This window comes from Cupriavidus nantongensis (genome assembly GCF_001598055.1).
Lineage (GTDB): Bacteria > Pseudomonadota > Gammaproteobacteria > Burkholderiales > Burkholderiaceae > Cupriavidus > Cupriavidus nantongensis.
On the sequence record NZ_CP014844.1, the window covers coordinates 3,107,003 to 3,132,641 of the forward strand.

The 25,639-nt window shown below is 63.1% G+C and carries 24 protein-coding genes; 17 read left to right on the forward strand and 7 right to left on the reverse strand.

The annotated features are described in order from the left end of the window. Window positions 1–125: 125 nt before the first annotated feature. From A2G96_RS14330 to A2G96_RS14340, 3 genes are all read left to right on the forward strand, one after another. Entirely contained in the window at window positions 126–560 is a 435-nt protein-coding gene (locus A2G96_RS14330; protein ID WP_012353026.1) for a universal stress protein, read from the forward strand. A gap of 244 nt (window positions 561–804) precedes the next feature. Then, window positions 805–2,010 carry a tyrosine-type recombinase/integrase gene (locus tag A2G96_RS14335; RefSeq protein WP_062800270.1) on the forward strand — a complete coding sequence of 402 codons (1,206 nt, stop codon included), beginning with the start codon at window positions 805–807 and terminating at the stop codon, window positions 2,008–2,010. After that, complete coding sequence (locus tag A2G96_RS14340) at window positions 2,007–3,170, forward strand: PDDEXK nuclease domain-containing protein (protein WP_062800273.1); 1,164 nt, start codon at window positions 2,007–2,009, stop codon at window positions 3,168–3,170. Before A2G96_RS14335 ends, A2G96_RS14340 begins: the two co-directional genes overlap by 4 nt. 180 nt (window positions 3,171–3,350) lie before the next feature. On the opposite strand, the gene A2G96_RS14345 is transcribed toward A2G96_RS14340, so the two are convergent. The 5 genes from A2G96_RS14345 to ltrA all read right to left on the reverse strand — a co-directional run bounded on the left by A2G96_RS14345 (window position 3,351) and on the right by ltrA (window position 9,463). Then, window positions 3,351–5,306 (reverse strand): DUF3732 domain-containing protein, encoded by a 1,956-nt coding sequence (locus A2G96_RS14345; protein WP_062800275.1) that lies wholly within the window; start codon window positions 5,304–5,306, stop codon window positions 3,351–3,353. Beyond that, window positions 5,303–5,791, reverse strand: a complete 489-nt coding sequence (locus tag A2G96_RS14350) for a three component ABC system middle component (protein WP_062800278.1) — start codon at window positions 5,789–5,791, stop codon at window positions 5,303–5,305. Before A2G96_RS14350 ends, A2G96_RS14345 begins: the two co-directional genes overlap by 4 nt. Further along, a complete protein-coding gene (locus A2G96_RS14355) occupies window positions 5,788–7,011 on the reverse strand; it encodes an ABC-three component system protein (protein WP_062800280.1) in 1,224 nt (407 codons plus the stop codon). The genes A2G96_RS14350 and A2G96_RS14355 overlap by 4 nt, the downstream gene beginning before the upstream one ends. Window positions 7,012–7,170: 159 nt before the next feature. Next, entirely contained in the window at window positions 7,171–7,785 is a 615-nt protein-coding gene (locus tag A2G96_RS14360) for a restriction endonuclease (RefSeq protein WP_150124148.1), read from the reverse strand. A 178-nt stretch (window positions 7,786–7,963) separates the two neighbouring features. After that, the gene (gene ltrA, locus A2G96_RS14365; protein ID WP_062800284.1) at window positions 7,964–9,463 is read right to left on the reverse strand and encodes a group II intron reverse transcriptase/maturase; all 1,500 of its coding nucleotides are present in this window, start codon (window positions 9,461–9,463) and stop codon (window positions 7,964–7,966) included. 1,067 nt (window positions 9,464–10,530) lie between these two features. On the opposite strand from ltrA, the gene A2G96_RS14370 reads away from it, so the two are divergent. From A2G96_RS14370 to A2G96_RS14395, 6 genes are all read left to right on the forward strand, one after another. Next, a complete protein-coding gene (locus A2G96_RS14370) occupies window positions 10,531–11,361 on the forward strand; it encodes a DUF932 domain-containing protein (protein ID WP_062800286.1) in 831 nt (276 codons plus the stop codon). 65 nt (window positions 11,362–11,426) lie between these two features. Beyond that, window positions 11,427–13,475 carry a ParB/RepB/Spo0J family partition protein gene (locus tag A2G96_RS14375; protein WP_062800288.1) on the forward strand — a complete coding sequence of 683 codons (2,049 nt, stop codon included), beginning with the start codon at window positions 11,427–11,429 and terminating at the stop codon, window positions 13,473–13,475. A 62-nt stretch (window positions 13,476–13,537) separates the two neighbouring features. Then, window positions 13,538–13,747, forward strand: coding sequence for a hypothetical protein (locus A2G96_RS14380; protein ID WP_062800290.1), 210 nt, complete (start codon window positions 13,538–13,540; stop codon window positions 13,745–13,747). Between the two features lie 262 nt (window positions 13,748–14,009). Beyond that, window positions 14,010–15,737: an ATP-dependent nuclease gene (locus A2G96_RS14385; protein ID WP_062800293.1), complete on the forward strand. Its 1,728-nt coding sequence runs from the start codon at window positions 14,010–14,012 to the stop codon at window positions 15,735–15,737. Next, a complete protein-coding gene (locus A2G96_RS14390; protein ID WP_062800295.1) occupies window positions 15,730–17,127 on the forward strand; it encodes a UvrD-helicase domain-containing protein in 1,398 nt (465 codons plus the stop codon). The genes A2G96_RS14385 and A2G96_RS14390 overlap by 8 nt, the downstream gene beginning before the upstream one ends. Before the next feature lie 809 nt (window positions 17,128–17,936). Next, on the forward strand, window positions 17,937–18,251 hold the full coding sequence (locus A2G96_RS14395; protein WP_062800297.1) for a DUF736 domain-containing protein: 315 nt from the start codon (window positions 17,937–17,939) through the stop codon (window positions 18,249–18,251). Window positions 18,252–18,291: 40 nt separating this feature from the next. Here A2G96_RS14395 and A2G96_RS14400 read toward each other — a convergent pair whose 3' ends face one another. After that, window positions 18,292–19,803, reverse strand: a complete 1,512-nt coding sequence (locus A2G96_RS14400; protein WP_062800300.1) for a hypothetical protein — start codon at window positions 19,801–19,803, stop codon at window positions 18,292–18,294. 54 nt (window positions 19,804–19,857) lie between these two features. After that, the gene (locus tag A2G96_RS14405; RefSeq protein ID WP_062800302.1) at window positions 19,858–20,148 is read right to left on the reverse strand and encodes a helix-turn-helix domain-containing protein; all 291 of its coding nucleotides are present in this window, start codon (window positions 20,146–20,148) and stop codon (window positions 19,858–19,860) included. A 257-nt stretch (window positions 20,149–20,405) separates the two neighbouring features. Between A2G96_RS14405 and A2G96_RS14410 the strand changes: the two genes are divergently transcribed. The 8 genes from A2G96_RS14410 (at window position 20,406) to A2G96_RS14445 (ending at window position 25,400) form a co-directional block, all read left to right on the forward strand. Continuing rightward, on the forward strand, window positions 20,406–20,756 hold the full coding sequence (locus A2G96_RS14410; protein ID WP_062800304.1) for a DUF2958 domain-containing protein: 351 nt from the start codon (window positions 20,406–20,408) through the stop codon (window positions 20,754–20,756). Window positions 20,757–21,086: 330 nt separating this feature from the next. Further along, window positions 21,087–21,863: a DUF2285 domain-containing protein gene (locus A2G96_RS14415; protein WP_062800306.1), complete on the forward strand. Its 777-nt coding sequence runs from the start codon at window positions 21,087–21,089 to the stop codon at window positions 21,861–21,863. Window positions 21,864–21,947: 84 nt separating this feature from the next. Then, window positions 21,948–22,229 carry a helix-turn-helix transcriptional regulator gene (locus tag A2G96_RS14420; protein WP_013721771.1) on the forward strand — a complete coding sequence of 94 codons (282 nt, stop codon included), beginning with the start codon at window positions 21,948–21,950 and terminating at the stop codon, window positions 22,227–22,229. 26 nt (window positions 22,230–22,255) lie between these two features. Next, on the forward strand, window positions 22,256–23,113 hold the full coding sequence (locus tag A2G96_RS14425) for a replication initiator protein A (RefSeq protein ID WP_062802199.1): 858 nt from the start codon (window positions 22,256–22,258) through the stop codon (window positions 23,111–23,113). A 253-nt stretch (window positions 23,114–23,366) separates the two neighbouring features. Further along, window positions 23,367–24,005, forward strand: a complete 639-nt coding sequence (gene parA / locus A2G96_RS14430) for a ParA family partition ATPase (protein WP_062800309.1) — start codon at window positions 23,367–23,369, stop codon at window positions 24,003–24,005. Further along, window positions 24,002–24,274, forward strand: a complete 273-nt coding sequence (locus A2G96_RS14435; protein ID WP_034032526.1) for a hypothetical protein — start codon at window positions 24,002–24,004, stop codon at window positions 24,272–24,274. Before parA ends, A2G96_RS14435 begins: the two co-directional genes overlap by 4 nt. Beyond that, window positions 24,271–24,816 (forward strand): DUF2840 domain-containing protein, encoded by a 546-nt coding sequence (locus tag A2G96_RS14440; RefSeq protein ID WP_062800311.1) that lies wholly within the window; start codon window positions 24,271–24,273, stop codon window positions 24,814–24,816. The genes A2G96_RS14435 and A2G96_RS14440 overlap by 4 nt, the downstream gene beginning before the upstream one ends. Further along, window positions 24,813–25,400, forward strand: coding sequence for a S26 family signal peptidase (locus A2G96_RS14445; protein WP_062800313.1), 588 nt, complete (start codon window positions 24,813–24,815; stop codon window positions 25,398–25,400). The genes A2G96_RS14440 and A2G96_RS14445 overlap by 4 nt, the downstream gene beginning before the upstream one ends. The last annotated feature ends 239 nt before the right edge of the window (window positions 25,401–25,639 follow it).

Genomic DNA, 25,639 nt, shown 5'->3' on the forward strand with positions numbered 1-25,639 from the left:
GCAATGACCTTCTCGGCACACTGACTACAATGAATTCAAGACAGGCGCTGCCCGGCGCCGCGGCGATGCCGCGAAGCGGCGGGCCACCGCCCTGCCCCGACCCCTAGTCAGCAAAGGAGCCCCGCATGTTCCAACATATCCTGCTTCCCACCGACGGCTCGGAACTCTCCAAGAAAGCCATCAACGGCGGACTGGAGCTCGCCAAGGCCATCGGCGCGCGCGTCACGGCCTATGTCTGCCTGGAGGAATACCCGTACACGCCGTTCAGCGAAATCGTGGTCGAGGCCCCGCAGGCATTCAAGGACCGCATCGAGAACCAGGCCAAGCTGTATCTGAAGGAAGTCGAAAACCTGGCCACGGCGGCCGGCGTGACCTTCGACGCCGACATGTCGACCTTCGCCGTGCCCTACCTTGGCATCATCGACGCCGCCGAGCGCCACGGCTGCGACGTGATCTTCATGGCCTCGCACGGCCGGCGCGGACTGTCAGGCCTGCTGCTCGGCAGCGAGACGCAAAAGGTGCTGACGCATACCGACATCCCGGTGATCGTCTACCGCTGAACCCCGGCGCAGCGCGCGCCAAAGCAAAACCGCCCGCACCGGCATGACACCGGTGCGGGCGGTTTTTTGTTTGACGATGACCCCAGCCCGGTACTTCGCTGGACTGCGCCGTAGTTCTATACAGCAGGTTTATCAATAACTTACGCGCGTCCATCATATGCCGGTGCTTTCTGAAACCTGACCCGGCTTCCCCTCTTGCCGCTCCTATGTGGCTCCTGGAACCGGGTCGTTCCGAGGAGTCATCATGGCAAAGATCAAGCTCACCAAGACCGCCGTGGAGGCGACGCAACCCCAGGCCAAGGACGTCGAACTGCGGGACACCGTGGTGCCCGGCTTCCTGTGCAAGATCACCCCGGCGGGCCGCAAGGTGTTCATGCTCCAGTACCGCACGAACTCCGGGCAGTCCCGCAAGCCCTCGCTGGGGCTGCTCGGGGAACTGACCGTGGAGCAGGCCCGCGTCATGGCACAGGACTGGCTGGCCGAGGTTCGTCGGGGCGGCGATCCTGGCGGTGCCAAGGCCGAGGCGCGCAAGGCGCCTACGGTGGCCGAGTTGTGCAAGAAGTTCATGACCGACTATTCCGAAAAGCGCAACAAGCCCAGCACGCGGCGCGGCTACCAGGCCGTCATCGACCGTTGCATCGTCCCGATGCTGGGCCGCAAGAAGGTGCAGGACGTGAAGCGCCCCGACATTGCCGGGTTGATGGAGAAGTTGGCCTACAAGCCGGCCGAGGCGAACAACGCCTTCGGTGTGCTGCGCAAGATGTTCAACTTGGCCGAAGTGTGGGGCTACCGCCCTGACGGCACGAACCCGTGCCGCCATGTTCCGATGTTCCCGCCCGGCAAGGAAACGCGGCTCATCGTGGACGATGAAATGGCGCTGATCTTCCGACACCTGGACAAGCTGGAGGCGGAAGGGCTGGAGAACTACGTCATCCCGCTGGCGATCCGCCTGCAATTCGAGTTCGCTGGGCGTCGCTCCGAAATCTGCACCCTCGAATGGGCTTGGGTCGATCTGGAGAACCGGCGCGTGGTCTGGCCTGATAGCAAGACCGGCGGCATGTCCAAACCCATGAGTGCGGAAGCCTATCGGCTGCTTTCGACAGCTCCACGCCGGGAAGGCTGCCCCTATGTCCTGCCTTCGCCCCACGACCCGGACAAGCACCTGACCTTTGGCGAGCACTATGGCGGCTGGTGCCGGGTGCTCAAGGCCGCCGGCGTGCCGCACGTCGGCACGCACGGCATCCGCCACCGCTCGACGACCGACATTGCCAATTCGGGCGTACCCACCAAAGTAGGCATGAAGCTGACGGGCCACAAGACCGTGGCGATGTTCATGCACTACGTCCACACCGAGGACAAGCCGGTGCGCGATGCGGCTGAGCTGGTGGCCAGCCGAAGGCAGGCCATCACGGGTGCGCGGCAACGCCAGCCGCAGGAGGCAACGGCATGAGCAGCAAGCAATCGTCCGCAGTGACGGTCAGGGCTGCCGCCTTGCCTGCCGGCTACGCCGGCATCCACGGCGGCATCGTGGAACTGCTCGACGCTGCACGCCGCGCCACGGCGCGCAGCGTCAACGCGCTGATGACCGCCAGCTATTGGGAAATCGGCCGCCGCATCGTGGAGGCCGAGCAACAGGGCAAACGCCGCGCAGGGTACGGCGAGCAGTTGATCGAGCGGCTGTCGGCTGACCTGACCGCGCAGTTCGGGCGCGGGTTCAGCCGCCCGAACTTGCAGCAGATGCGGTCGTTCTTCCTGACCTGGCCAATTCGCCAGACAGTGTCTAGCGAATCTTCCCCAGCGCCGTCGCAAGGGCATTCCCTGCTGGCGCAGGGGCGCCCTGGGCGGCTGGACGAACTGGCCCAGGTCTTCCCCTTGCCGTGGTCGGCCTATGTGCGGCTGCTGATGGTCAAAGATGACCACGCGCGCCAGTTCTACGAAGCCGAAGCCCTGCGCGGCGGCTGGAGCGTGCGCCAGCTCGACCGGCAAATCGACAGCCAGTTCTACGAGCGCACGGCGCTGTCGAAGAATAAGGCGGCGATGCTGGTCAAGTGCGCCGTACCGAAGCCGGCCGATGCCGTGACGGTCGATGATGCGATCAAAGACCCGCTCGTGCTGGAGTTCCTCGACCTCAAGGACGAGTATTCAGAATCCGACCTCGAACACGCCTTGATTCGCCGGCTAGAGGATTTTCTGCTCGAACTTGGCGATGGCTTCACCTTCGTCGGGCGGCAGCGTCGCTTGCGCATCGACCAGACGTGGTATCGCGTCGATCTGCTATTTTTCCATCGTCGCTTGCGCTGCCTGGTCATCATCGACTTGAAGCTCGGTGCGTTGACGCATGCCGATGTGGGCCAGATGCACTTGTATTGCAACTATGCGAAGGAGCACTGGACGTTCCCCGAGGAAAACCCGCCCGTGGGCCTGATCCTCTGCGCCGACAAGGGACACGCCTTGGCGCGGTATGCGCTGGAAGGCTTGCCCAACAAGGTGATGGCGGCGAACTACAAGATGGTGCTGCCGGATGCCGAAGTGCTGCAAAAGGAGTTGGAGAAAACGCGGCGGCTGATCGAGTCTCGCGGGACGATGGCCCCGAATAAGCGCAAGAGATAGCCGGGTCTACCAGAACGAGGCAAATGAGTTCGGCCAACGGCACCAGCTTTGCCTAGCCAGTGCAGATTGAACGCAACTGCGGGCAGATCGATCAGCCTCCCGTGTACGGGGGCGAGGTGGAGGCCGACGCAACCACCCCGATAGTTCCCCATACGGGCCGTTGCACATCGGCTTGATGGGTCAATTCGCCGTTTCCGGCGGCCAATCCTCGGGAACCAGCGCGGGCGGTTTGGTCCATGGTTCTTCGACCAGCGCGTCCTGGAACCACTGTTCGCGCAGATTCGCATGCTCTGTAACGATCAATTGGAAGCCTGGGATATCTTCCTGCGTGAACTTCAGCAGCAACTCGAACAGCCTACGCACCGCATCGAGATCAGCGTCCTGTTCCGTCTTCTGCACCGAGCCGTCGGCATCCCTGTAGACCTGCTCGGAGGGGAAGTAGACCTGGGTTGGTTGGTCGATCAGCAGGAAGCGTGGAATCGGACGGTTGTTCTGCGCCGCGAATAGATGCAGGGCCAGCAGTGCCGACAGATGGTAGGCCAGATGGTTCTCGCCGCCGCCGGTCCGGCCCATCGGCACAGGACGCTCGGGTCGATCAAAGATGATTGTCAACTGCGGCAGGTTGAGCCGCGCAGGGTAAGGACCGAATTCGGCGTTGAACTTTTGGATGTACCGCGATACCTGTGCGGAGATGTTGTTGAGGATCGAAGTCAGGCGTTCGTTGCTGTCGTCGGCGCCGATCTGTTCCTCAAGCTGCTTGACTTTGTTGTTGAGACGGCGATTCTCCGCTTCCAGTTTGGCAAGATCTTCATTCGGGAGGAGCGTTTCCAGAAACAGGCTGATACGGCCGACCACGCGCGCCGCCGCGTTGTTACGGGTGCCCATCTGGGCGATGACTTCATTGGCCGAGATCGCCGCGGATAGCTCCGCTTCCTTCTGCTTGATATCGCCCGCGATCCCGTCTGCGTTGCCGGTCAGTTCGGCCAGGTAGGCTTCGAGCTTGGGGCGCTGGCCGGTGGCGATGCGCAATTCTTTGTCGAGCGATTCCAGTTCCTTGAGCAGGACGACGGCGACCGGGGACTCCAGCGCCAAGTTTTGCTCGCTGAACGGCCATTGCCATTCGCCGCTGTCGGGGTTCTTCGGCAGCGCCTTGATCGAGGCCAGCCGGTCTATCTGTTCGGCGGCTTCGTTTTCGTAGCCGCCCGACCGCTTGGCGAACTGTCGTGCCGCGTCGATCCGGGCCTGGGTATCACGGCGATCCTGACGCAACCGGGCCAGTTCATCTTCCAGAAGCGAAACCCGGCTGCCGTCGTCGTCTGGCACCGTTTCGGGCTTCCACGAGAGCGCCAACCTCAATGCGTCGATGATCCCGTCGGCATTCGGGTTCTCGTCGGTATTGCCGATGACTCCGACCGTCTTTGCTTCCGAGTGGAGGCCGATAGCTTGTTCATGCGACGTGTCGACGGCGTCGCGCGCCTGCTCCAGCTTCTTGTTGCTGATCCTCAGATCGCGCTGCGCTATGCGCAGCTTGGATTCCAGCTCGTAGCGATCGTGCGAGGAGACGCCGAGCAGGATTGGCAGCGTGTCGCGGATCGCCTGCGGTTGGAACTGCTCGTTTTGCCGATAGAAAAGTTGGTCTTTGTTGGCAACCAGTCCCTGCTTCTGGAACAGGTAGTAGAACGTGTGCTTGACGTTCGCATCGTAGCTGTCGCGGCTGTGTTCAAGCGCGACTTCCGTGCGGTTCTCGGGAATGCCGAGCAGGCGCGACAGCAGTTCGACGATGCTGTCGTCGTCGGTGTTGACCACCAGATCTTTGAACTCGGGCACCTGCAATTGAGCGCCCCTTCGCAGCATTGCCGTGCTGCAGCTGGCGCCTCCGCCGGGCGGGGTCGGCTTGGCAACCAGCACCTGTTCTTTCTCGAACTGATAGATCACGGCGAACCAGGCCACTTTGTCGCGGATGATGCCTTCGGGGACGTTGAACGAGGAACGTCCCATGCAATATTCGATGATCTCGGAGAGCGCAGACTTTCCGGTGGAGGAGCGACCGGTGATCACGTTGAGTCCGTCTACCTTGAACTGGAGGTCGCGGCGCTGGCCGTCATGGCTGTAGATGTGGATGGATCTGATCTTCATGGACGAATCCCGAAAGTCGTGTAAACGGTCGCCCGGTCGGCGATGCGTGCAAATTCCTTTCCGATGATGCGTGCCACTTTCTGGCAGGCAACGGTTTCGGCGGTTCCATCGACGGTCTTGCGGACCTTCTTGGGTACGGTCTGGATGCGACCGTCGTCCGCGACGGCGATGCAGCCCCTTTCCATCAGCAGACCGAATCCCTCGAAGGCATACGGCAGCATCTGCGTAACCCGGTCGGTGAAGCCCACCATGATTTGCTGGTTCTTCTCCGCGGTCTTGAGCAGGTAACTGCGTGGACTGCTGGCGATCACCTCGCGTGAATCCTTATGCAGGCACAGGGGCAGCACAAGCAGCGACAGCGAAAATGGCATGCCGCGAGCGTCTTCTTCCTCGTAGCCATGCAGAGCGCGGAACAGGACCAAGCCGCAGAATGCAGGGTTGAACAGGTTTCGGATTTCAAAGGGGCGCTGATCCCATCGCTTCACGAGGCCACCCCCAGCACCTCGCCAAGGCGGTCGAGGAATCTGGGATGCCAGTAGACCTTGGGTTCGGGCGTGGCATCCGCCAGGATATGGAAGCTGCCGCGAAGGACATAGGGCTCCGTCACCCGTGCGCGAATGCGCAGGGATTCGATCTTCCCAGTCTCGAATTCCGCCCAGTTGTAGAGAGTCGCGCCGGCTTCGCGCAGTGCTTCGTCCGCGCTGTCGTCCTTCAGTTTCTCGAAAGCGACATCCTTGTAGCGGCCCCACTCATCGGTGAGGCGATCTTCGTACTCCTCGACTTCTCCCAACACAAGCAGGTTCTCGCGCGCCCAGGCCGATCGTTGTTCGAACGCTCGGTAGTAATCCAGAATCGCGCTCCTGATCCGATTGGAGGAAATGCCGATCTCGCGCAATTGCGCCACGAACAGGCGCGGATCGGTATCAGTGTCGATCTCGTCGGTGGGCACCTTTCCACGGAACGTGATAGGCAGGTTGTCCGCCTTGTATTCCTCGGCGAAGTTCGAGAGCTTGTCCGAGACTTCATAGCCGAAGATCCCTTCCGACTTGGCGCCAGTCAACTGTTTGATCACCGCATCGGTCCACCAGCCCTCCAGCCGCTCGAAGACGAACTCTCGGTGCTCCCGCCGAATACTTCGCATGTGCTTGTCCCTTATGAGCGCCGGGATGTCGCCGATGCGTGGGCTGCCATCGAGGATCAGGATGCGTTCGAGAAAATCTTGTTTTTCGGGTCCACTCAGTTCGTTGAAGGCTGTAGCGATCGGCGCGATGAGTTTTGATGTCGATCCGGCAAGTGCGGTATCGGCCAATTCGGTCAGCGTTGTCGTATCGCCGGAGGCGGCGGGCCGATCGGGGAGAAGACGGGCAAGGAACGAGCCGGTCGATACCGTGCCGGTGGTGAACAGAAAGAACCGCAGGTTCGATGCAGCGCGGCCATCTCGTTTGTACCGCGCCAGCCAGATGTTGACGGACTTCCAGAAATCCGTCGACAGGTCGGTCAACCTATCGCCGATCGCCTTGTGTTTGAGTGAAGCCAAGGACTTGCCGCCGTCGCCGTCGACAAAGTCGAGGTCGTCGTCCTTTTCCAGGAAGATGGCAGTGTCTTCCGGCAATTGAAGCAGTTGTAGCAGCGCGAGACGTGCCTGGTAGATATATCCCAGACCCTGCTCGCCGGCTGAAAATTTATCGGTGGGCGCCTCGGCCATACCTAAGTCCTTATGCTGATTCTTGGAGGGCGGGCACGACGATAAGGCAGGGGCGTGTAGCGCATCTTCCGATGCGCCATGTCTTAAGCTATTACCCCCCGGCTATGGCAGCAAACCCGCCCCCTGCCTGTCCATTACTGGCAATAGTAACAAATCGTCTTAGCCGGGGAATCGATTTTGTATTTCGCCGCTGTGGCGGCGCATGGGTACTTCCACGACCTTGAGCCTGACGCGATTTTGGAGATTGTTGTGCTCCTCGAAGTAGCGTGCAGTCGAATGCTTTTTGACAGTGCCATTGAGCCGCAACTTGACCGACGAGAAACACCGCTCTGAATCAGGCACCACCAGATGGAAATGCAGTCGGCGACCTTGGTATTGCTTCGCAAGGTAAGCATCAGCCTTGTGCAGAATCCAACGGACTTCATTGGCGCTGATGCGCTTTCCGAACGTGTATTTGCACTGGACGTAAATGGTCTCGCCGTCGCGTTCAAGAACCAGATCCACGCCGCTGTCCACGAAGCCGAACTGGAGTCCTCGATAGGTCACCGCATAGCCCTCGGCTTCAAACTGTAGGCCGACGTGACGCTCGTACACATAGCCCCATTGTGAAGGCGAAAGCGAAGCGTAGGAAATGCTGTGAAGTGCCTTTCCATCGTGAACCACGTGCAGCATCTTCTCCGCGCTGTCAAAAACCAAGTGCCCAGATCTCAATGCACGCCCGAGTCGCAGTCGCTCTTTCGCTGTGCTGTCTTCTCTCGCGGTTCCAGTCGTCATGATCCCTTTTGTTCGATGTCGATGATCCTTCTCTCGGTTGACAAACGATAGCCCAATTGGGCGTCTCCCGGCCTTGCCGGGCCGCGCTGTCGTGTCGGGTAGCGGCGGCACATTGCTGTGCCGCCGCCCCCTAAGAACCGTACGTGCAGGTCACCCCGCATACGGCTCAAGCCCTTCTTCAGCACCATGGACTGGCACCGGGCCATCCAACAGGACGTTTCGAGGTTCGCCGGCGAGCGAAGTATTCGGCTCCCTCTGGATCGAACGGGTTGGCAGTTGCGCGGACCTTGATGTGACGGATGATCGCCACCGTCGATGCACGGAAGAGTTCGACACCAGAGGTTTTGTCTCTGGCTGAGCCCTTCGTGGCAAAGCTCCATTTCCTGCTGCCGTTCGTCGGGAAGTACCGCTCCTTCACCCACCGCGCTCCTTTGTTGGGATGCCTGCGCTTTGCCCAAATCCAGAGCAGTTGCCAAATGCGGTGATCCACCAGAGTGAAGACTGCCTTCGCCACGATGTGACGGTGATACATCGCCCAACCCCGGATGACCGGATTGAGTTGCCGTATCAGCAGCTCCTGCGTGGAGCTGGTGTTGCCTTTGAGGATCTCCCGGATCTTGTCCAGCAAGGACTTGATGCTCTTCCTTGCCGGCTTGATCAGCAGTTTGCCGCCATATCGACGAACGTTCTGCCCCAGGAAATCGAACCCATCCGTCAGGTGCGTGATCCGCGTTTTCTCCTCCGACAGCTCCAACCCACGCTCCGCCAAGAACTGGCGAATCGCAGGCAGGATCTGGGATTCGAGCCCATCTTTCGACGCGCCGGTCACCACGAAATCATCGGCATAACGGATGACGTTGACTCTGGCCCTTTGGCGTTCACGGTACGTCCTTCCGGAGTTCGCATGAACTACTGCCTCCAAGCCGTCCAACGCCATGTTCGCGATGATGGGCGAGATGATCCCCCCTTGGGGTGTCCCCGCCCGGGTCGCGAACAAGGTTCCTTCATCGACGTAACCAGCCTCCAGCCATTGGCGCAGGACCACCTTGTCCATCGGTATGTGTTCCAAGAACCAGAGGTGACTGAAGTTGTCGAAACAACCCCGGATGTCACCTTCCAGAATCCACTCCGCCGAAGTAGGTCCGGCCAGAGCCTTGAAGCATTGCTCGATGGCATCGGCGGTCGAGCGTTCGGGCCGGAAGCCATAGGAGTTTGGGTCCGCCAGGGTCTCCGCGATGGGTTCCAGAGCGAGCTTCCATAAAGCCTGCATCGCCCGGTCCCGCATGCAAGGTATGCCCAGCGGCCGTTTCTTCCCGTTGCTCTTGGGGATGTAGATGCGCCGCAGCGGCATCGCGCGGTAGCCACGATGTTGCATTGACAGCATCCCGTTCCACCTGGCCGCCGAAGGTTTCCAGACCTTGCCATCCACCCCCGGCGTTCTCTTGCCTCGATTCTCCGTCACTCGCTTCACGGCAAGCATCTTGCCGCTGTGCGAGCGGGTCAGCAGGCGCTGCAAGGATTTCGCCTTACCCCACCTGCCTTCCTGGATTGCCTTGGCGATACGCATCTGAAGCCGCTTCACTTCCGCTTCGATGTGCGGCCAGTTCGCCTGGTCCCACATCTGCGCAGCAGGCGAGGACGCACCAGCGCTCGACACTTTCGCATCGTTCGCCGTCATCTGCTTTTCCTCGTACAACGGTTGGTCAAGATTCTCTCGCCATGAATGACCATGCGGAAGTCTGCCCGCTTTCGCGTCGGGCGATGTCCCAGCCCGTATCCCACCCACTACAGACAGGCATTCGCTTTCTCCGCAATCCTTTACCCACCATGCCAACAGCGTCCCTCGCGGTTCGCCTGCCGTTGCCGGCGACATGATGGGCTTACCCAGTTCCACATGTATCTCAGGATAGGTCGGACCCGTTCTACGGCACCGGCGGCGCTGTGTCCATGATGGCCCACGTAGCTAAGGCCATGCCTGCCGCACACCTTTTGGTTCAAGCCTGTCAGCACGTTTGGCTTGTTCTCGATGACGGTGCCTATGCGAACGTTCACATATGTTGGTCGTACCCATCCGTCCCTAGCGCCTCCCCGCATTCGTGCTCGCAGGTTCGGCCTTGCCTCGCGGCTCGGCTTACCGGGTACCCCGGCGGCTACATTGTTCCCAGAGCTTCACACCGAGCCGTTGCCAACTCCGCATGTCCGGGTAGGGAACGGCTGATGGAACAGCCGGTTTCATCAAGTCATTTCTTCCTCCTGAAACAGAGATTCATGCGACTTCTGGTCGCACGCTACGCATCGAGCCACCTGCGGCGTCTCGCCCCTGACGGGCTTCCATCGTTCCCTCGCTCCGCTCGGCTGACGCCTCCGGCCCGGCTTCCAGCTTCGGGCCTGCGCGCTTCGCTTGCCGTGCGGTTCGGCACACAGGGATGGCCGTTGCCATGTCGAGCCGTCTCCCCTGACTTCATCACCTTGTCCGCGACTGTAGCCCGCGCCCGTGTGCCGTCAAGGCGCGCAGGGCCGTGTCCTCGCTTCGCTGCGGGCCGCACCAACCCTGCGCTTGTCTTCTTGACGGCACCCGTTCGCGCGCTCCTGACCGTCGCGGGCGATGAACTCAGGAAAGACGGTGGCAACAGGGCCAACCGGGTTCCTCGTGCCGACCGCACCGAACAGCCGAAAGGCTGGGCTCCGAATCTAGGAATCCGGTGTGCGGTTTTCTTCAACAGCCTTTTTGTTCAGGAGAAAGACATGCAACTCGCATCCCGTTTCGCTTCCCGTTCGCCGTCGCTGCGCAGCGATTACCCGCTGTCCGATGACCAGATTCATCGCGTGGCCCCGTCCATCTTCGCGGACGCCCCGCATGAGAGCCGTTCCGAGCGGTACGCCTACATCCCCACCGCCACAGTGCTGACCGAGCTTCGCAAGGAGGGGTTTCAACCCTTCATGGTGACGCAGACCCGCGTGCGCGATGAAGGCCGCCGCGAACACACCAAACACATGATTCGCCTGCGCCACGCCAGCCAGATCAACGGCGCGGAGGCTAACGAAATTGTGCTGCTGAACTCGCATGACGGCACCAGCAGCTATCAGATGTTGGCCGGAATGTTCCGCTTCGTGTGCAGCAATGGCCTTGTGTGCGGCGACACCGTGGCGGACGTGCGCGTACCCCACAAAGGCGACGTGGCCGGTTCCGTCATCGAAGGTGCTTTCGAGGTATTGAGCGGCTTCGAGCGCGTGAAGGAATCCCGCGATGCCATGCGCGCGATCACGCTGGACGAAGGCGAAGCCGAAGTGTTCGCCCGTTCCGCGCTGGCCCTCAAGTACGACCCCACCGACAACAAGCCCGCGCCCATCACCGAATCGCAAATCCTGATGCCGCGCCGATTCGACGACCGCCGCCCCGACCTGTGGAGTGTGTTCAACCGCATGCAGGAGAACTTGACCAAAGGCGGATTGCATGGCCGCAGCGCCAACGGACGCCGCCAGCAAACCCGACCCGTGCAGGGCATTGATTCCGATGTGCGCCTGAATCGCGCCCTCTGGATGCTGGCCGATGGCCTGCGCCAGTTGAAAGCCTGAACCGTTCCCCCGCCGGAGGGGCGGTTCCCCTCCATTCCCTTGTTTCACTCGATTGGAGATACACCATGAACGCCGTTACCCAAACCGAAGCCCGCGCCATCCAAGCCCCCGCGCTGGAAGCCGCCGACCCGACCAAGAACCTGATTTTGGTTCCGCTGTCGCGGCTGGTGCTGCGCCCCACGGGCCGCAACGTGCGCAAGACCCCGCGCATGTCCATCCCCGAACTGGCCGCGAGCATCCAGCGCGTGGGCCTGCTGCAAAACCTGATCGTGATCGCATCCGCCGATGGCGAGCATTACGAAGTTGTGGCCGGTGGCCGCCGCCTCGCCGCGTTGAAGCTGCTGGCGAAAAAGCACCGCATCAGCAAGGAATGGGAAGTGCCTTGCCTGCTGGTGGCCGATGGCACCGCACGCACGGCTAGCCTCACCGAGAACGTGCAGCGCGAAGCCATGCACCCGGCAGACCAGTTTGAAGCCTTCGCGGCGCTGGTGGCCGAAGGCCGACCCATCGAGGACATTGCAGCGGATTTCAGCGTCACGCCGCTGGTGGTGCAACGCCGTCTGAAACTCGCCAACGTGTCGCCGCGCCTGATGGCCGACTATCGCGCCGATGCTGTCACGCTCGATCAGTTGATGGCCCTGTCCATCACCGACGACCACGCCGCGCAGGAAAGCGCGTTCTACGATGCCCCGCAGTGGCAGCGCCAACCCTCCGCACTGCGCGAACGCCTCACCGAGCGCGAGATTGACGCCTACCGGCATCCGCTGGTGCGCTTCGTCGGACTGGACACCTACGAGGCCGCAGGCGGCGGCATCCGCCGCGACTTGTTCGCGGAAGGTGACGCGGGCGTGTATCTGACCGATGCCGCAATGCTGGAGCGGCTGGCGCAAGACAAGCTGGCAGGCATCGCCGCCGAGGTGAAGGCCGAAGGCTGGGCATGGGTGGATGCCACGCCGGGCGTGACCCATGCCGACCTGCACGCCTTCCAGCGTGTGCCGAGGGAACGGCGCGAGCCGAACAAGCGCGAAGCTACACGCATCGAGAAGCTGCAAACCAAGATGCACGAACTGGCCGAAGCCGTGGATGCTGCGCTGGACGCTGACGACGAGGACAAGGCCGACGCCTTGCAGGAGGAAGGCGAAACCGTGGGCGAGCAGTTGCAGGCGCTGGAAGATGGCTTGCAGGACTACGGTGCGAACGCGAAGGCCGCAGCCGGTGCCATCGTCACCATCGACCGCAACGGCGAGGCCGTTATTCATCGCGGCCTGCTGCGCGAGGCCGAGGCCAAGGCGCTGCGCACGCTGGAACGGCTGCGCCAAGGTTTCGGCAGCGAAGGCGAAGCCGCGAACGACGACGAAGGCGAGGACGACGAGCAGCCCAAGACCGCCGCCATGTCCGACCGGCTGGCACAACGCTTGAGCGCCCATCGCACCGCCGCGCTGCAAATCGAAGTCGCACGGCATCCGCAAGTGGCGCTGGCCGCTGTGGTGCATGGCATGGTGCAGACCGTCTTGCAGGAAAGCCGCTACGGCCACGATCTGCCGCTGGGCGTGAGCCTCAAAGTGCAAGACCGGCTGGAAAGCATGGCCCCGGACTGGCCGGAATCGCCCGCCGCCATGGCGCTGCGCGAACTGCAACAGGTGGCGGGCGAAGCCTTGCCGGAGGACAGCGCCGAACTGTTCGCCGCGCTGCTGGCGAAGTCGCAAGACGAACTGGTGCGACTGCTGGCCGTGTGCGTAGCTTCGACCGTGGACGCAGTGACGCCCCGCGCCACGCCGCACCAGCCCGGCGCGGAACTGGCGCAGGCCGTGGGCCTCGACATGGCCGCATGGTGGAAGCCGACCGCAGAAGGCTACTTCAAGCACGTTCCGAAGGCCGTGATTCTGGATGCCGTGGGCGCGTTTGCACCGGAATCCGTCACCCGGCTGGCGAAGCTCAAGAAGGCCGACATTGCCAGCGAAGCCGAGCGGCTGGCCGATGGCACGGGCTGGATGCCTGCCATCTTCAAGGCCGAAGGCCCGCAGGATGCCGCGCAGGAGGCAGACCCGGAGCAGGACGCCCCGGAGGATGCCGAGGCAATGGCGGATGAACCCGCCGAGGCGCTGGCCGCTTGACCCGCACCGACGGCAAGCGCCCCGGCCTCGACCGGGGCGCTTCGCTGGAAGGAGAAGCCCCCATGACCCGCACCACCACCAGCCGCCCGCGCATGGCGGCGGTCTACGCCCCCGGCACGGTACGCGCCCGCCGCTGGCATGGCGATGGCGACGTGCGCGGCTACCGGCCGCCCTCGGGCTGGGCAGCCCGCGCCGACCTCACCGACATTCATCCCATCACGGGCTGCGCCTTGCCGCGTGCCTTGTGGTGGATCATCGAGACGAAGGAATAACCATCGTCAGCACCGCGTCCAGGCCGCTCCGCCCTGGGCGCGGTGAACTTCGAAAATCCGGGCGCGGCAGTGGCCGCGCCCGGTGTTAAAGCCAAACATCACGCCGCCGTCTTCGCTGGCACTCAGACGGCGGCATTGAAGTCGGGAATGGGGATGACGGGTTTACCCTCAACCATCGTTTAAAGCGCTGGGTTTGCGGCTCCTGACATACTATTTCCAAGTTGAAAATAGAAATCACCCGGCGTGCATCGAAAGGGGGCGCATGCAAATTCGACAACTCAAGATCGCGAACTTTCGAGGCATCTCCGCGCTGGACTGGAAGCCTGACTCTTCATTCTGCTGCTTAATCGGCTCGGGTGACTCGGGTAAGTCCACCTTGCTCGATGCAGCCGAAGCGGCACTCTCGTCTCGCTGGTTCTCGTTCACCGAGCCCGACTTCCTTGCCTGCGACACCTCCAACCCCATCGTCATCGAGGCCACAGTCGGTGAGCTTTCCAAGTCGCTGAAATCGGATGAGCGACTCGGCCTCTACATCCGAGGCTGGACGGCTGTTGGCCAGCTACGCGACGAACCCGAAGATGATGACGAGCCCGTGTTGACCGTCCGCCTCACTGTGGACGCCACGATGGAGCCTGTCTGGGAACTGGTGTGCGATCGAAGCGAGGAGCCTCGCACGCTGTCCAACCGTGACCGCGCACTGTTCGGCCTTGTGCGGTTGGCCGGTGAAGACGCGCGGCACTTGGCTTGGGGCCAAGGATCGGTTTTGGCTAGGTTGACAGGCGACAACAGAGAGGCAGCAGCTCGTCTCGCAGAGGCATATCGAGCTGCCCGAGCGAGTGCCAATCTGGGCGGCATCGAAGCGCTAGCCGATACGGCCGAGTTGGCCGAGGGGTTTGCCAAAGGATTGGGCGCATACGTCGAGGGCGCATATGAGCCCGGCTTGGAGCTTGGACGATCCGGGCTGTCTTCGGGTTCTATCGCCCTTCATGACAGTGGGGTACCGCTTCGGCTGTCCGGCCTTGGCACCCGACGACTCGCCACCCTGGCGATCCAGAAGTCCGCGATTACTGAAGGGGCCATTGTCCTGATCGACGAAATCGAGCATGGGCTTGAGCCACATCGGATCATCGGTGCGATTGCGCAACTCAAGACCGATCAAGCCAAGGCGAAGGATGCGGGCAAGCCGGTGGGGCAAGTCCTGATGACCACGCACTCCGATGTTGCACTTGGAGAGGCCGGTGCGACCAGTCTGCGCGTGATTCAAACATCCCGACCAGGACGGGCCGCCACTATTGCTCACCCGAATTCCCCTGATCCGATCCGTGCGCTGATGCGCTTCACGCCCAGGGCAATGTTCGCCCGGCGCATCTTGGTGACTGAAGGAAACACGGAGCTTGGCCTTCTTCTTGGTCTGCGCGAAAACTGGCCGTCGCGTCATGCCAATCGTCCCATTGAGCAACTGGGAGCGGCCCTCGCCGACGGCAATGGTGAGCAAGCGTCATCAATGGCTCTTGCGCTCGTTGGTCTCGGCTATGCGACTGCGATCTATCGTGACTCGGACACGGTTTTGGCCCCCGCCATCGTGGCCGCGCTGGTGGCGGCTGATGTTCCCATTTTTGAGTACGGCGGAGGACTCAACACCGAACAGGCCATTTTCTCGACGGCAAGCGATGCCCTGGTTCAAGAGCTGCTGGTCTACGCGCGCGCAGAACGGGGCGACGACGCCGTCGATAACAACATCGACATCAAAATTCCCGACCTGGATATAGCGACGATCAGAGGAGACTTTGCGGCTTGGGAGCTTTTCACGGAAATGGATGGCGCCCAGCTTAGGGAAGCGATTTCCGAAGTGGCTGGCCGGAAAAAATGGTTCAAGGATCAAAGGATCGGTCGAGGCTTAGCGCCTATGGTCTGGCGGATCGCCTCAGAAAACCCTGCATCTCCCCTTGCGACAGCCTTGACCCAAGCAGAGGCATGGCTGTATGCCTGACGCCGCTGAACTTTCCGCCTTGGGCAACGCAGCAGTGGTGGCGCCTGCCGGGCATGGCAAGACGGAAATCATTGCCAATGTCGCAGCCTTGGGTGGTCGCGCGCTGATCCTGACTCACACGCACGCGGGGGTGCATGCCATTCGAGCGCGCATAAAGCGCTTGGGCATCCCTCACGCGCGTGTCGCCGTCGATACCATCGCTGGATGGTGCATGCGCTACGCCCATGCTTTCCCCGGCGTGGCTCAACCGCCTGATGGCATGCCGCAAACCGGCGAGCAATGGAATCAGCTCTACCGTGGCGCGACGTGCGCCCTCGGGGTCAAGGCCGTCCGCGAAGTCATCGCGGCCTCCTACGACCGCATCTTGATCGACGAATATCAGGACTGCCACGGCTTGCAGCATCAACTTGCGGTCGAACTCTCAAGCATCGTGCCGACCTTGATCTTCGGCGACCCGATGCAGGGTATCTTCGAGTTCGCTGGCGCGACGTTGAGCTGGAGCGACGAGATTCATCCTGGCTTCCCATTTGCGGGAACGCTCGAAACGCCTCACCGCTGGGCTGGCAAGAATCCCGAACTCGGGCAGTGGATCGCCGAGACCCGATTGAAGCTCATCCGCGGTGAAGTCATCGACCTGTCCGACCCCCGCATCAACTACCGTGAATCCAACGACGCCTTCGATATGGGAGCGCTGTTTGAAGGTATCGACGGCAAAGATGGCAGCTTCGCTGCCATCCATTGCAACAAGACCATCTGCTACAGATTGGCCAAAGCCGCGAATGGCGGCTACCAAGCCATCGAGGAAATCGCCGCAAATCGACTACGAGATTTTGCATCCGCGTGGGATCGGGCGACTGACAGTGCTGGCAGACTTCGAGCGTTTACCGCTCTCATTGAGGACTGCTTTCACAAAAAACCGATTGTAGAAGGCGAGCCTCTTGATCCCGAGGACGCTGCGCTTCAGCAAGCAATGCGGGACTTGGTTCCCAGTCTGGGCAATGGCAATGGGGCGGAAGCCGTTGCCCAGATGTTCGCATTGGCCCGCAAACGCCCAAGATGGAAGCTCTACCGCAATGAGCTGTGGCGCGATGCGGAACGAGCAGCAACTGAAGTGGCATCGGATCGAGCCGAGACGATGGCCGTGGCAACCCTCAGCATTCGTCAGCGAGTCAGCAACTCAGGCCGGAAGCTCCCCAAGCGCACTGTCTCAACCCCATTGCTATTGAAGGGGCTGGAATTCGACCATGTGGTTATCCCTGACGCCACCCACTTCGCCAATGAGCGTCAGGCTCAGGCAAAGCTCTTTTATGTGGCTATTTCTCGGGCCACTCGATCACTGACGATTTCGTCACCGGAGCGGTTTATCCAGCTTCCTGTCCCTAGCGTCTAGCTTCGCGAAAATTCGCAAGCAGAGCGTGTCGCCGCTCCGCGCCGCCGGACTTTTCGGGCTGCGCCCCGTGCCGTCTTTGCCGTCACGGCCATTCGGCTTCAATCCCTCACGCCTTCGCGCCTGCGGCGCTGCGCGCTTCGCTTGCCTCCAGGGGGAAAGCCCTGCGGGCTATCCCCGCCGCGCGATGCTTGGCGCCCCCTTGATGCCACCGAACCGGCAGCGCCGGATCGGCCAGGGCCAGCGCCCCGCAACCATGGACGGGGCTGGCGAACACGCTGGAGCTTGCTGCGGTGAGTTGTGCGAATACGTGCCGTCCTCAACGCTGGCGGTTCTCGCCCATCACGTCACGAAGGACGGTTCACGGACATCCCGCCAGGCATCGCTATGGAGCTTCCACGCCACGCCTCAAGACCGGCGCCGCAAGGTGCGGCCGGGGCGTTCTCGCCCGTCGTTGGGTTATTGACCTGGCCCGCGTCAGTGGGCGAGCCGGTGCAGCCTTCGTGCGGGGATGCCGAGCCAGCCCTGTCTCCTTTCGGTGCGGTTCGGCCCAAGGCGTCCTTGTGTTGTTGTGAATCCTGGCGGTGGCGCGGCTGCGCCTCGGGGCTTCATGGCTGCAACCGTCCGGCGAAAACAATTTCCCCTGCTTTGTCACTGCGTTCGGCGCATTCCTCGCGGGCCAAATTGTTTTCGCCTCCCGGCTCTCCACTGCGTTGCGTCCGCAAGCGGTGCAGCCCGCCCGTCCCCCGCCGGCCGGATCACAACAAGGACGCGATGGGCGCGAACCTTGTTCCACCAAAAGGAGATCCATCATGGCCAACATCGGCACCTTCACCGCAGACAAAGACGGCTTCACCGGCACGCTTCGCACCCTGACGCTCAATGTCAAGGTCAAGCTGGTGCCCAACGACAAAGGAGACAACGAGAAGGCCCCGGACTTTCGCCTGCAGGCCGCCAGTCACGACATCGGCGCGGCGTGGAAGAAGATCAGCGAAGCCGGGCGGGAGTACATCTCCGTGACCCTCGACGATCCTTCGTTCCCGGCCACGGTCTACGCCCGCCTGATCGAAGGCGAGGAAGGCACGCACGACCTGATCTGGTCGCGCAGCAAGCCCCAGGCGGCGTAACCGCCGCAACGCCCCGCCTGTTGTGGCGGGGCGATTCGGCTCATCCCTTCACTTCATCCGAGTGATCGGATTCACCAAACACTTGCAAGACAGGGGCCAGTACCGCCTGGCCCACAACGTGAAGGCCGGGGCCTCGGCCCATGAGTTCAGCAAGGCGCGCCTCATTGAGCAATCCTGCTGCGCAGTCTTCTTCCATTTGCGCAACCAGTGCAGCTCTGGCTAAGGCCAGCGTGACTTCGGCTTGCTGCGACAAGCCGCTCACCGATTGGGCATCGTGGGCAATCAGGCCATCAAGCATCGGTGTGATGGCCTGCAGATTTCCCTCGACCATCTTTTCCTTCAAGCCCTCCACCACGCACGTGACCATGCGCCAAATTTGCTGCGGTTGTGAGCCCAGTTCTTGCTCAATCAGTGCGCGCGCTTCAAGCGGCGACAAAGTGGAGCACGGCGCGAGGACCTTGCTCATGGTGCGAGCGAGCTTGAGAAGCTGATGTTCTTCCAAGCGCTCCAAGAGATTGCCGAACGCACGCTGTTGCGTGCCATTGGCGAGCGCATTCGCAAGCTCTTCGGTGGCGTGTTCCGGTACTTGTACGCGGCCTGGCGCTGAGTGCATTTGATGCTTGTCGATGTCTTGTGGCGGATGCTCCGCGAGCGGATCAATGTCCACGGTCACTTCGCGCGTGGCGGAACCTTGCGGGGCCGTGCCCAAGCGCATGGCAAAGGTTAAGGAGGAAAACAGCGCAACACGGCCATAGATTTGGCCGTCGGAGCCATCAATACCAACCGTCACTCGATGCCCAAACTCAAAGTTGTTGGCGTCCGCGCCTACCGGCAGGCTGAAATCCCACCAGACCGGTGCTGTGCCTCCGAAGGGCTCCAACGCGGCCGTCAACGCCGAGCGCGCCTCGGTCAGTTCTTCGCGTTCTTCGGGTTGCTGCTCGCAGCCACCCAGCGCCGCGACCTTGGCGATGGCTTGCGTGTAGTTGATGAAATCCGACAACGCCCCTGACCGCGCGACTTCCGGGAACTCCTGAGCGAAAAATGTCTGCGTCATGTACGCGATTGCACCTAGACCACATGCGCCACCAAATTTGCGCTTGTGGTGAATGGAGCCCGTGATGTACGGCCGCGTGGACGGCTTCGACAAGGGTGTCCACTCGTATCCTTCGTCCTCCATCTTCTTGGTGAACTGTTTGACCGACTGCTGGTTGGGAAACCCGAGGTGCAACTTTTCACCTTCGCCAATCGGGGTACGCGAGATGACCCGGGGCTCCGTGAATCTGATCTCCTTGGCAGAGATGGAGACCGTCTCCCCAGTCAGCGTGTGCTCGCCATAAGCGGTCTTCGGCTGATTGGCGTGATCCGGGCGGACACCCAGGTAGGCGTTGAGAAAATCAAGCTGTCCAGCGATCTCGCCGACGAGACCGGAATAGCTGTTGTCGTGCTTGGGGCAATAGATGCCTGAATTGACCCGCCGACCTCCAAGCGCGGCGGGGAAAACGTGCTCCCCAGAGCCTGCGGCTTGGCCGCACACGATGCATGTTTTTGCCATTGCGTTCCTTCTCAAAGCCGTAGCACCCGCCCAACAGGGCCGCGTGCTACAGGGTCACTCCTGTGCTTTGCCCAGGAGTTCTTCAACCGCGCTCATCAAGTGGGCGACGCTGAACCCCAGCGCACGCGCGATCTTGAAGATGATCGCCAGCGTAGGCATATGCTCGCCGCGCTCGATCTTGCCCATGTGCGAACGCTCGATGCCAGCCTGATGTGCCAACGCTTCCTGCGCGACTCCCTGCTCGCTGCGGAGCGCACGCACCGCCGCGCCGAAGGCTTGCGCCAGCTCGGCGTCGAATGTGGTGGCGCCGGCCGGTCGGCCGCGCTGGATGGGTCGCTTCTGCATAGACAGAAGCGTCAAGTCGCAGCACAATTAAAACCACGTTATCTTTAACTCTTTCACGCCTTTGGCCTTATTCGTGCTTTTACGGAAATCCGCTTTTGTGGATTCCGACGGAACCGGAAAACTGCCAACGTGCCTTTCCATATTTCTACAATGCCGCTTTTGCGCTTTCGTGTTTCCACGGCTTTCGTGGAATACGCACCCACGCTTTGGCGTGGAAACGCAAAACCGACATTCCATGTTGGAACAGGAGCATCACGATGAACGCTCCCCTCGTCACCGATGCGCAGCGCGCCGCGCTGCTGGTGAACGGGCGGCTTGCCGCCGCCGGCGAATCGCTCGACCCGTTGCCGGTCGTGCGGCTGTTTACTCCCGATGCGCACGCCACTTGGCTGCTGACCTCGCTCGATCCCATTGACGGTGACACGGCCTATGGCCTGATCGACCTGGGAATCAGCCTGCCCGAGTTGGGCCGCGTGAAGCTGTCTGACCTAGCCTCCATCGTCGGGCCACGCCAACAACCTGTGATGCGGGATCGGTATTTCCAGGCAGTGCGCCCGCTGTCGGAATACCTGCGGTTGGCGCAGGAGAACGGTTCCATCGTCGATTGAACCGCTCGCACCCCGGCCAAGTCGGGCGCATTCAGACTATTTCGGTCTTGCTCCAGACCTATCCGGTCTTAATCAGCACTCTTGCACCAAACCTGTGCGGGCGCGGCAGAAACAGTCACGATCTTTCATGCGGCTTGCGGCACGGTGTTCAGTGCCGCATGACGTTTGGATGCCATGCGGCCGTCGCATTCGGACGGAATTCACAACATGCCGGAGCCATCCAGTCTTGACACCAATTGTTACAGCCTAACCGGATTTCTACTTTGATTTGATGCTCCCGCATGTTCGACGCCGTGGCGACGTTCCTGCTGTTCGACAGGAGCTTTCGTCATGGTCAGTCCTCATCATTTCGCGCACTGGTATCCGACTGCCGCTTACCTCTACATCCTGGGGCTGGATACGCTTGCACTGGCCTGGGAGTACCTGCGCAGGCATCCAGACTACCGGCTCGACTGGCTGCGCCGTCATCGCCGCCCGCAAGCCGCTCAGCACGCGGCGCATCGCTGGGGCTTGCGCCTGCTGGAAGACCCGGCCCTGGATGCGCGCGACGCGCATCCGGCCTGGCAGCCCGGCCACGCAGCCGTGGTGCAGCTCTACCCCGATGCCGACCCGCCCGTGGATGCGGAGTCTTTCGCGTTCTGGCGTATCCCTGGCCACAAGCAACTGCTCCACGACGGCAAGGGGCTGGCGCTCACCGCGCGCAGCCCCGGCCATTGCCTGCGCTTCGCGCTCGCGCCTGGACTGGAAGACGGCATGGCTGTCGCCTATGCCCACCGCGGCGGCGCCGCCGCGCCCGCACGCGGTCATGTGTCCGGCCCAGCACTGGCCGATGCCAGACCGAGGCCGACACCGGGCGCGCTGCTGGAACTGCACACCTTGCAGGCGCTCGACGCGACCCTGGCGGGCGCGTCCTTGCGCGACGTGGCCGAAGGGCTGTTCGGCGCTGATGCCGTGGCCGCCGACTGGCACGCCGATGGCGACCTGCGCGCCCGCGTGCGCCGCCTGGCGCGGCGCGGCGATGCGTTGATGCGCGGCGGCTATCGCCGCTTAGCACAACTGCCGCTGCTTGAGAAGGGACGTTTTGAAGAGGACGCAAAACGTCCCTGAGCAACAGAGCTTCGTTTTCTGAGACTGCCTCCATCCGGTCGCGCTGTGTGGCCGGTCGTTTTTCAACCGATGGAGGTTCACACCATGCGTCCCGCTCCCTTGCGGCCTGCCGCCGCTGTCTCGACTGCTGCCGCGCAGCCTCAACGCTACCTGACCAACGACGAAGCCGCCGAATACCTGCGCCTGTCACCGCGCACGCTGGAAAAGCAGCGCGTGATCGGCGGCGGCCCGCGCTTTCGCAAGTTCGGTCGCCGCGTCATGTACGCCGTGGCCGACCTCGACGCTTGGGCGGCTGATCGCAGCTTCGAGACGACTTCCGATCCCGAGTACGCCGAGCACCACTCGGCCGACAGCCGTGCGCGCTGATCGCTTGCGCGCGGATGGCCTTCGCCATGTCCAGCCCTGCGCTGCCGTCCCGGCAGCGGCCCGTGCCGGAGCGCGAACAGCTCGACCTGTTCCGCGCCTTGCCGGGCGACATGGCGCCGCGCGACAGCCAGGACTTGATGGCCTTTCCGTTCTTCTCGCTGGCGAAGTCGCGGCGCGTCGCGCCGATCGACTTCCGGGCGGGGAACGTCACGATCCGCGTGGAGGGCACGGCCGAGCACGGCATCGCCACGATCTGGGATGCGGACGTGCTGATCTGGGCGGCCTCGCAGATCGTGGAAGCGCGCGATGCGGGCTTGCGCCCGTCGCGGCTGATGCAGGCCACGCCTTACGAGATCCTGCGCTTCATCGGGCGCGGTACGTCGCTGCGCGACTACCAGCGCCTCAAGGCCGCGCTGGATCGCCTGCAATCGACCACCGTGGCCACGTCCATCCGCGAGACGACCGGGCGGCGCCTGCACCGCTTCTCGTGGATCAACGAATGGAAGGAACTGGCCGATGCCAAGGGCACGCCTTTGGGGCTGGAGCTGATCCTGCCGGACTGGTTCTATGCCGGCGTGCTCGACGCCGCCCTGGTGCTGACCATCGACCCGGCGTATTTCCGGCTGACCGGCGGCATCGAGCGGTGGCTGTATCGGCTGGTGCGCAAGCACGGCGGGCGACAGCCGGGCGGCTGGCAATTCGATTTCCGACACCTGTATCGGAAATCGGGCAGCGCCACGCGCTTCTCGGACTTCGCCTACGACCTGCGCACGCTGGTCGCGCGGCAGTCGCTGCCGGGCTACGCCCTGAGCATCGAGCGGATGCCGGACAACGGCGCCGAGCTGCTGACCTTCCGGCCCGTGCCGCACACGGCACGGGGATAAACGGTGCGCAGCTTGTGGACGGGCTCGTGCTATCAGGAGTACGAGGTATCGTGCTATCGGGAGTACAGCTATCGTGCTATCAGGAGTACGAATCGGCCGCAAAGCCAATAACGGCGCGGGTTTGCGGACCCTCTAACTTCCCTAACTTAAAACCTCTAACTGGTAGTAGAAGCGCCGTGCCACGGTGGATAACCACCACACGGCACGAAAAGCAGCAGCAACAACCCGGCTTTCCAACACGGAGGGCCAGGCCATGATCGTCGCACTGTTCAACCAGAAAGGCGGCGTGGGCAAGACCACGCTCGCAACGCACATCGCCGGCGAGCTGGCGATGCGCGGCCAGCACGTCGTCCTGCTGGACGCCGACCCGCAGGGTTCATCGCTGGACTGGACGCAGCGCCGCAGCCAGCAAGGTCTTCCAAGGCTGTTCAGCGCCGTGGGCCTTGCACGCGAAACGCTGCACCAAGAGGCGCCAGAACTCGCCAGGCGGGCCGATCACGTCATCATCGACGGCCCGCCACGCATCGCGGCACTGGCGCGCTCCGCGCTGCTGGCGGCCGAGCGCGTGCTGATCCCCGTGCAGCCCAGTCCTTACGACCTGTGGGCCAGCGCCGAGATGGTCGCGCTGATCCGCGAGGCGCAGGTGTTTCGGCCTGCGCTGCGCGCGGCCTTCGTCATCAATCGGCGCGTCAGTACCACCGTGATCGGGCGCGAAGCGCGCCAGGCGCTTGCTGACCAGCCGCTTCCTGCGCTGCGCGCGGAAGTGCATCAGCGCATCGTGTTCGCCGACAGCGTGGCCGCTGGCCGGCTTGCACGCGAGACGGCGCCGGACAGCGCCGCCGCGCGCGAAATCACCGCGCTGGTGGACGAGCTGCTGCGGTGGCCGACATGACCGCGAAGCCGCCACCTCGCGCAAAGCGCGTCGGCATCGGTGCGCGTCCGCCCGCGAATCCTCACGCCGAGGCGTGGATTCGCCAGGGCGACGCCGATGCGCTGGGCAAGGGCGACCTCTACACAGCCCGCCTCACGCTCGACATCACGCCCGCCATGCGGGCACGCATCAAGGTGTCGGCCTTCACGCAGGGCGTGACCGTCGCCGACCTGCTGCGCGGCCTGCTGGAGCGCGAGTTTCCAGAACACCGCAGGGAGAACGCACCATGACTGCATTTGCATCGCCTGCCTCCGCGCCTGCCGCCATCGCGGCTACGGCTGCGCTCGCAGCGCCTTCCAGCCAGCCTGCCAGTGCGCCGCTGACGCGCGTTGCGCTGGCCTACATCGAACCGCGCTTCAAGCTCTACCTGCGCTTCGGCGAACCCGCGCGCACGCACCAGCTCGACCGTTGGCGGCGCTGCGCCGTGTTCCTGCCGGGCGCGGTTCTGTGCCGTGTCCGCTGGCAGGCCAACGACTACGGCACCGTGCGCTGGCAACTAATGGTGATGCAGGCTTACACGCCGCTGGACGCGGCGCAGCGCATCCCCGGCGTGCAGCCGGGCGCGCGCCTGCTGCTGCACGCCGAGGGCGAGAACCAGGTGCGCGCCGTGTTGGATCGCATCGACGCCATCGAGGCGCTGGGCATCACACCCGCCGCCGTCTCGCCCGCGTACTGGCGCACGCTCGCCAACCGGCTCGCTGCGCGCCTACCGCTGCCCGAATACACCGCCGAGCGGCACGCCGCCTTGCTCATCGGGAGGGCGCTGCCGTGACCGTCGTTTCCACTGCCGACACCGCGCCGCGTCCTCGCTCGCGCCTGCGCGCTCGTATCGTGCTGGCGGGCCTGTCCGCCTGCGGCCTCGCTGCGCTGGCCTGGGCGTCCTTCGTGCATCCGCTGCCGCGCCTGATCTACAACCCATCCGACAGCGTGGCGGTCGGCTGGTATCGCGTCGATCCGCTGGGCCACGGCGCCGGCTCGCTGCCACGTCCTTTGTCCGTGGGCAGCATCGTCCTGACCACGCTGCCGCCAGATGCCGCCGCGCTGGCCGCGCAACGCGGCTACCTGCCAGCGCGCGTGCCGCTGCTCAAGCGCGTGGGCGCCGTCGCGCCGCAGGAGGTGTGCATCACTGGCCGCATCGTCCGCATCGCCGGCGTGCCTTCGGCCGCCGTGCTGCCTGCTGACCGCTGGGGTCGGCCGCTGCCATCCTGGCAGCAGTGCCGTCGCCTTGAAGTTGGCGAGCTGTTCTTGCTCAGTGTGACCAACCCGGCGTCGTTCGACAGCCGGTACTTCGGGCCGGTCAATGCGGGCGCCGTGATCGGCGTCGCGCATCCGGTCTGGCTGGAGTCCCGCCCATGATGGCCGCCGACTCGCTGCACGTTGCCGTGCATCTCATCGTGCCATCGGGGGTGTCGTGCTGCTGGCCGTCGCCGTGTCGTCGCGCGTGCAGTGCGAGCGCATCCGCGCCGCACTTCGCGCTGCCTGCGGCGCAGCCGTCCAACGTGCAGACGTCTTGGCTCGAACGCGCCCGGCCTGCGGCCGTGTTCGCGTTCGCCGACGCGCTGACTGCTCGTGCAGCAGCGCCACCGGGCCGCCGC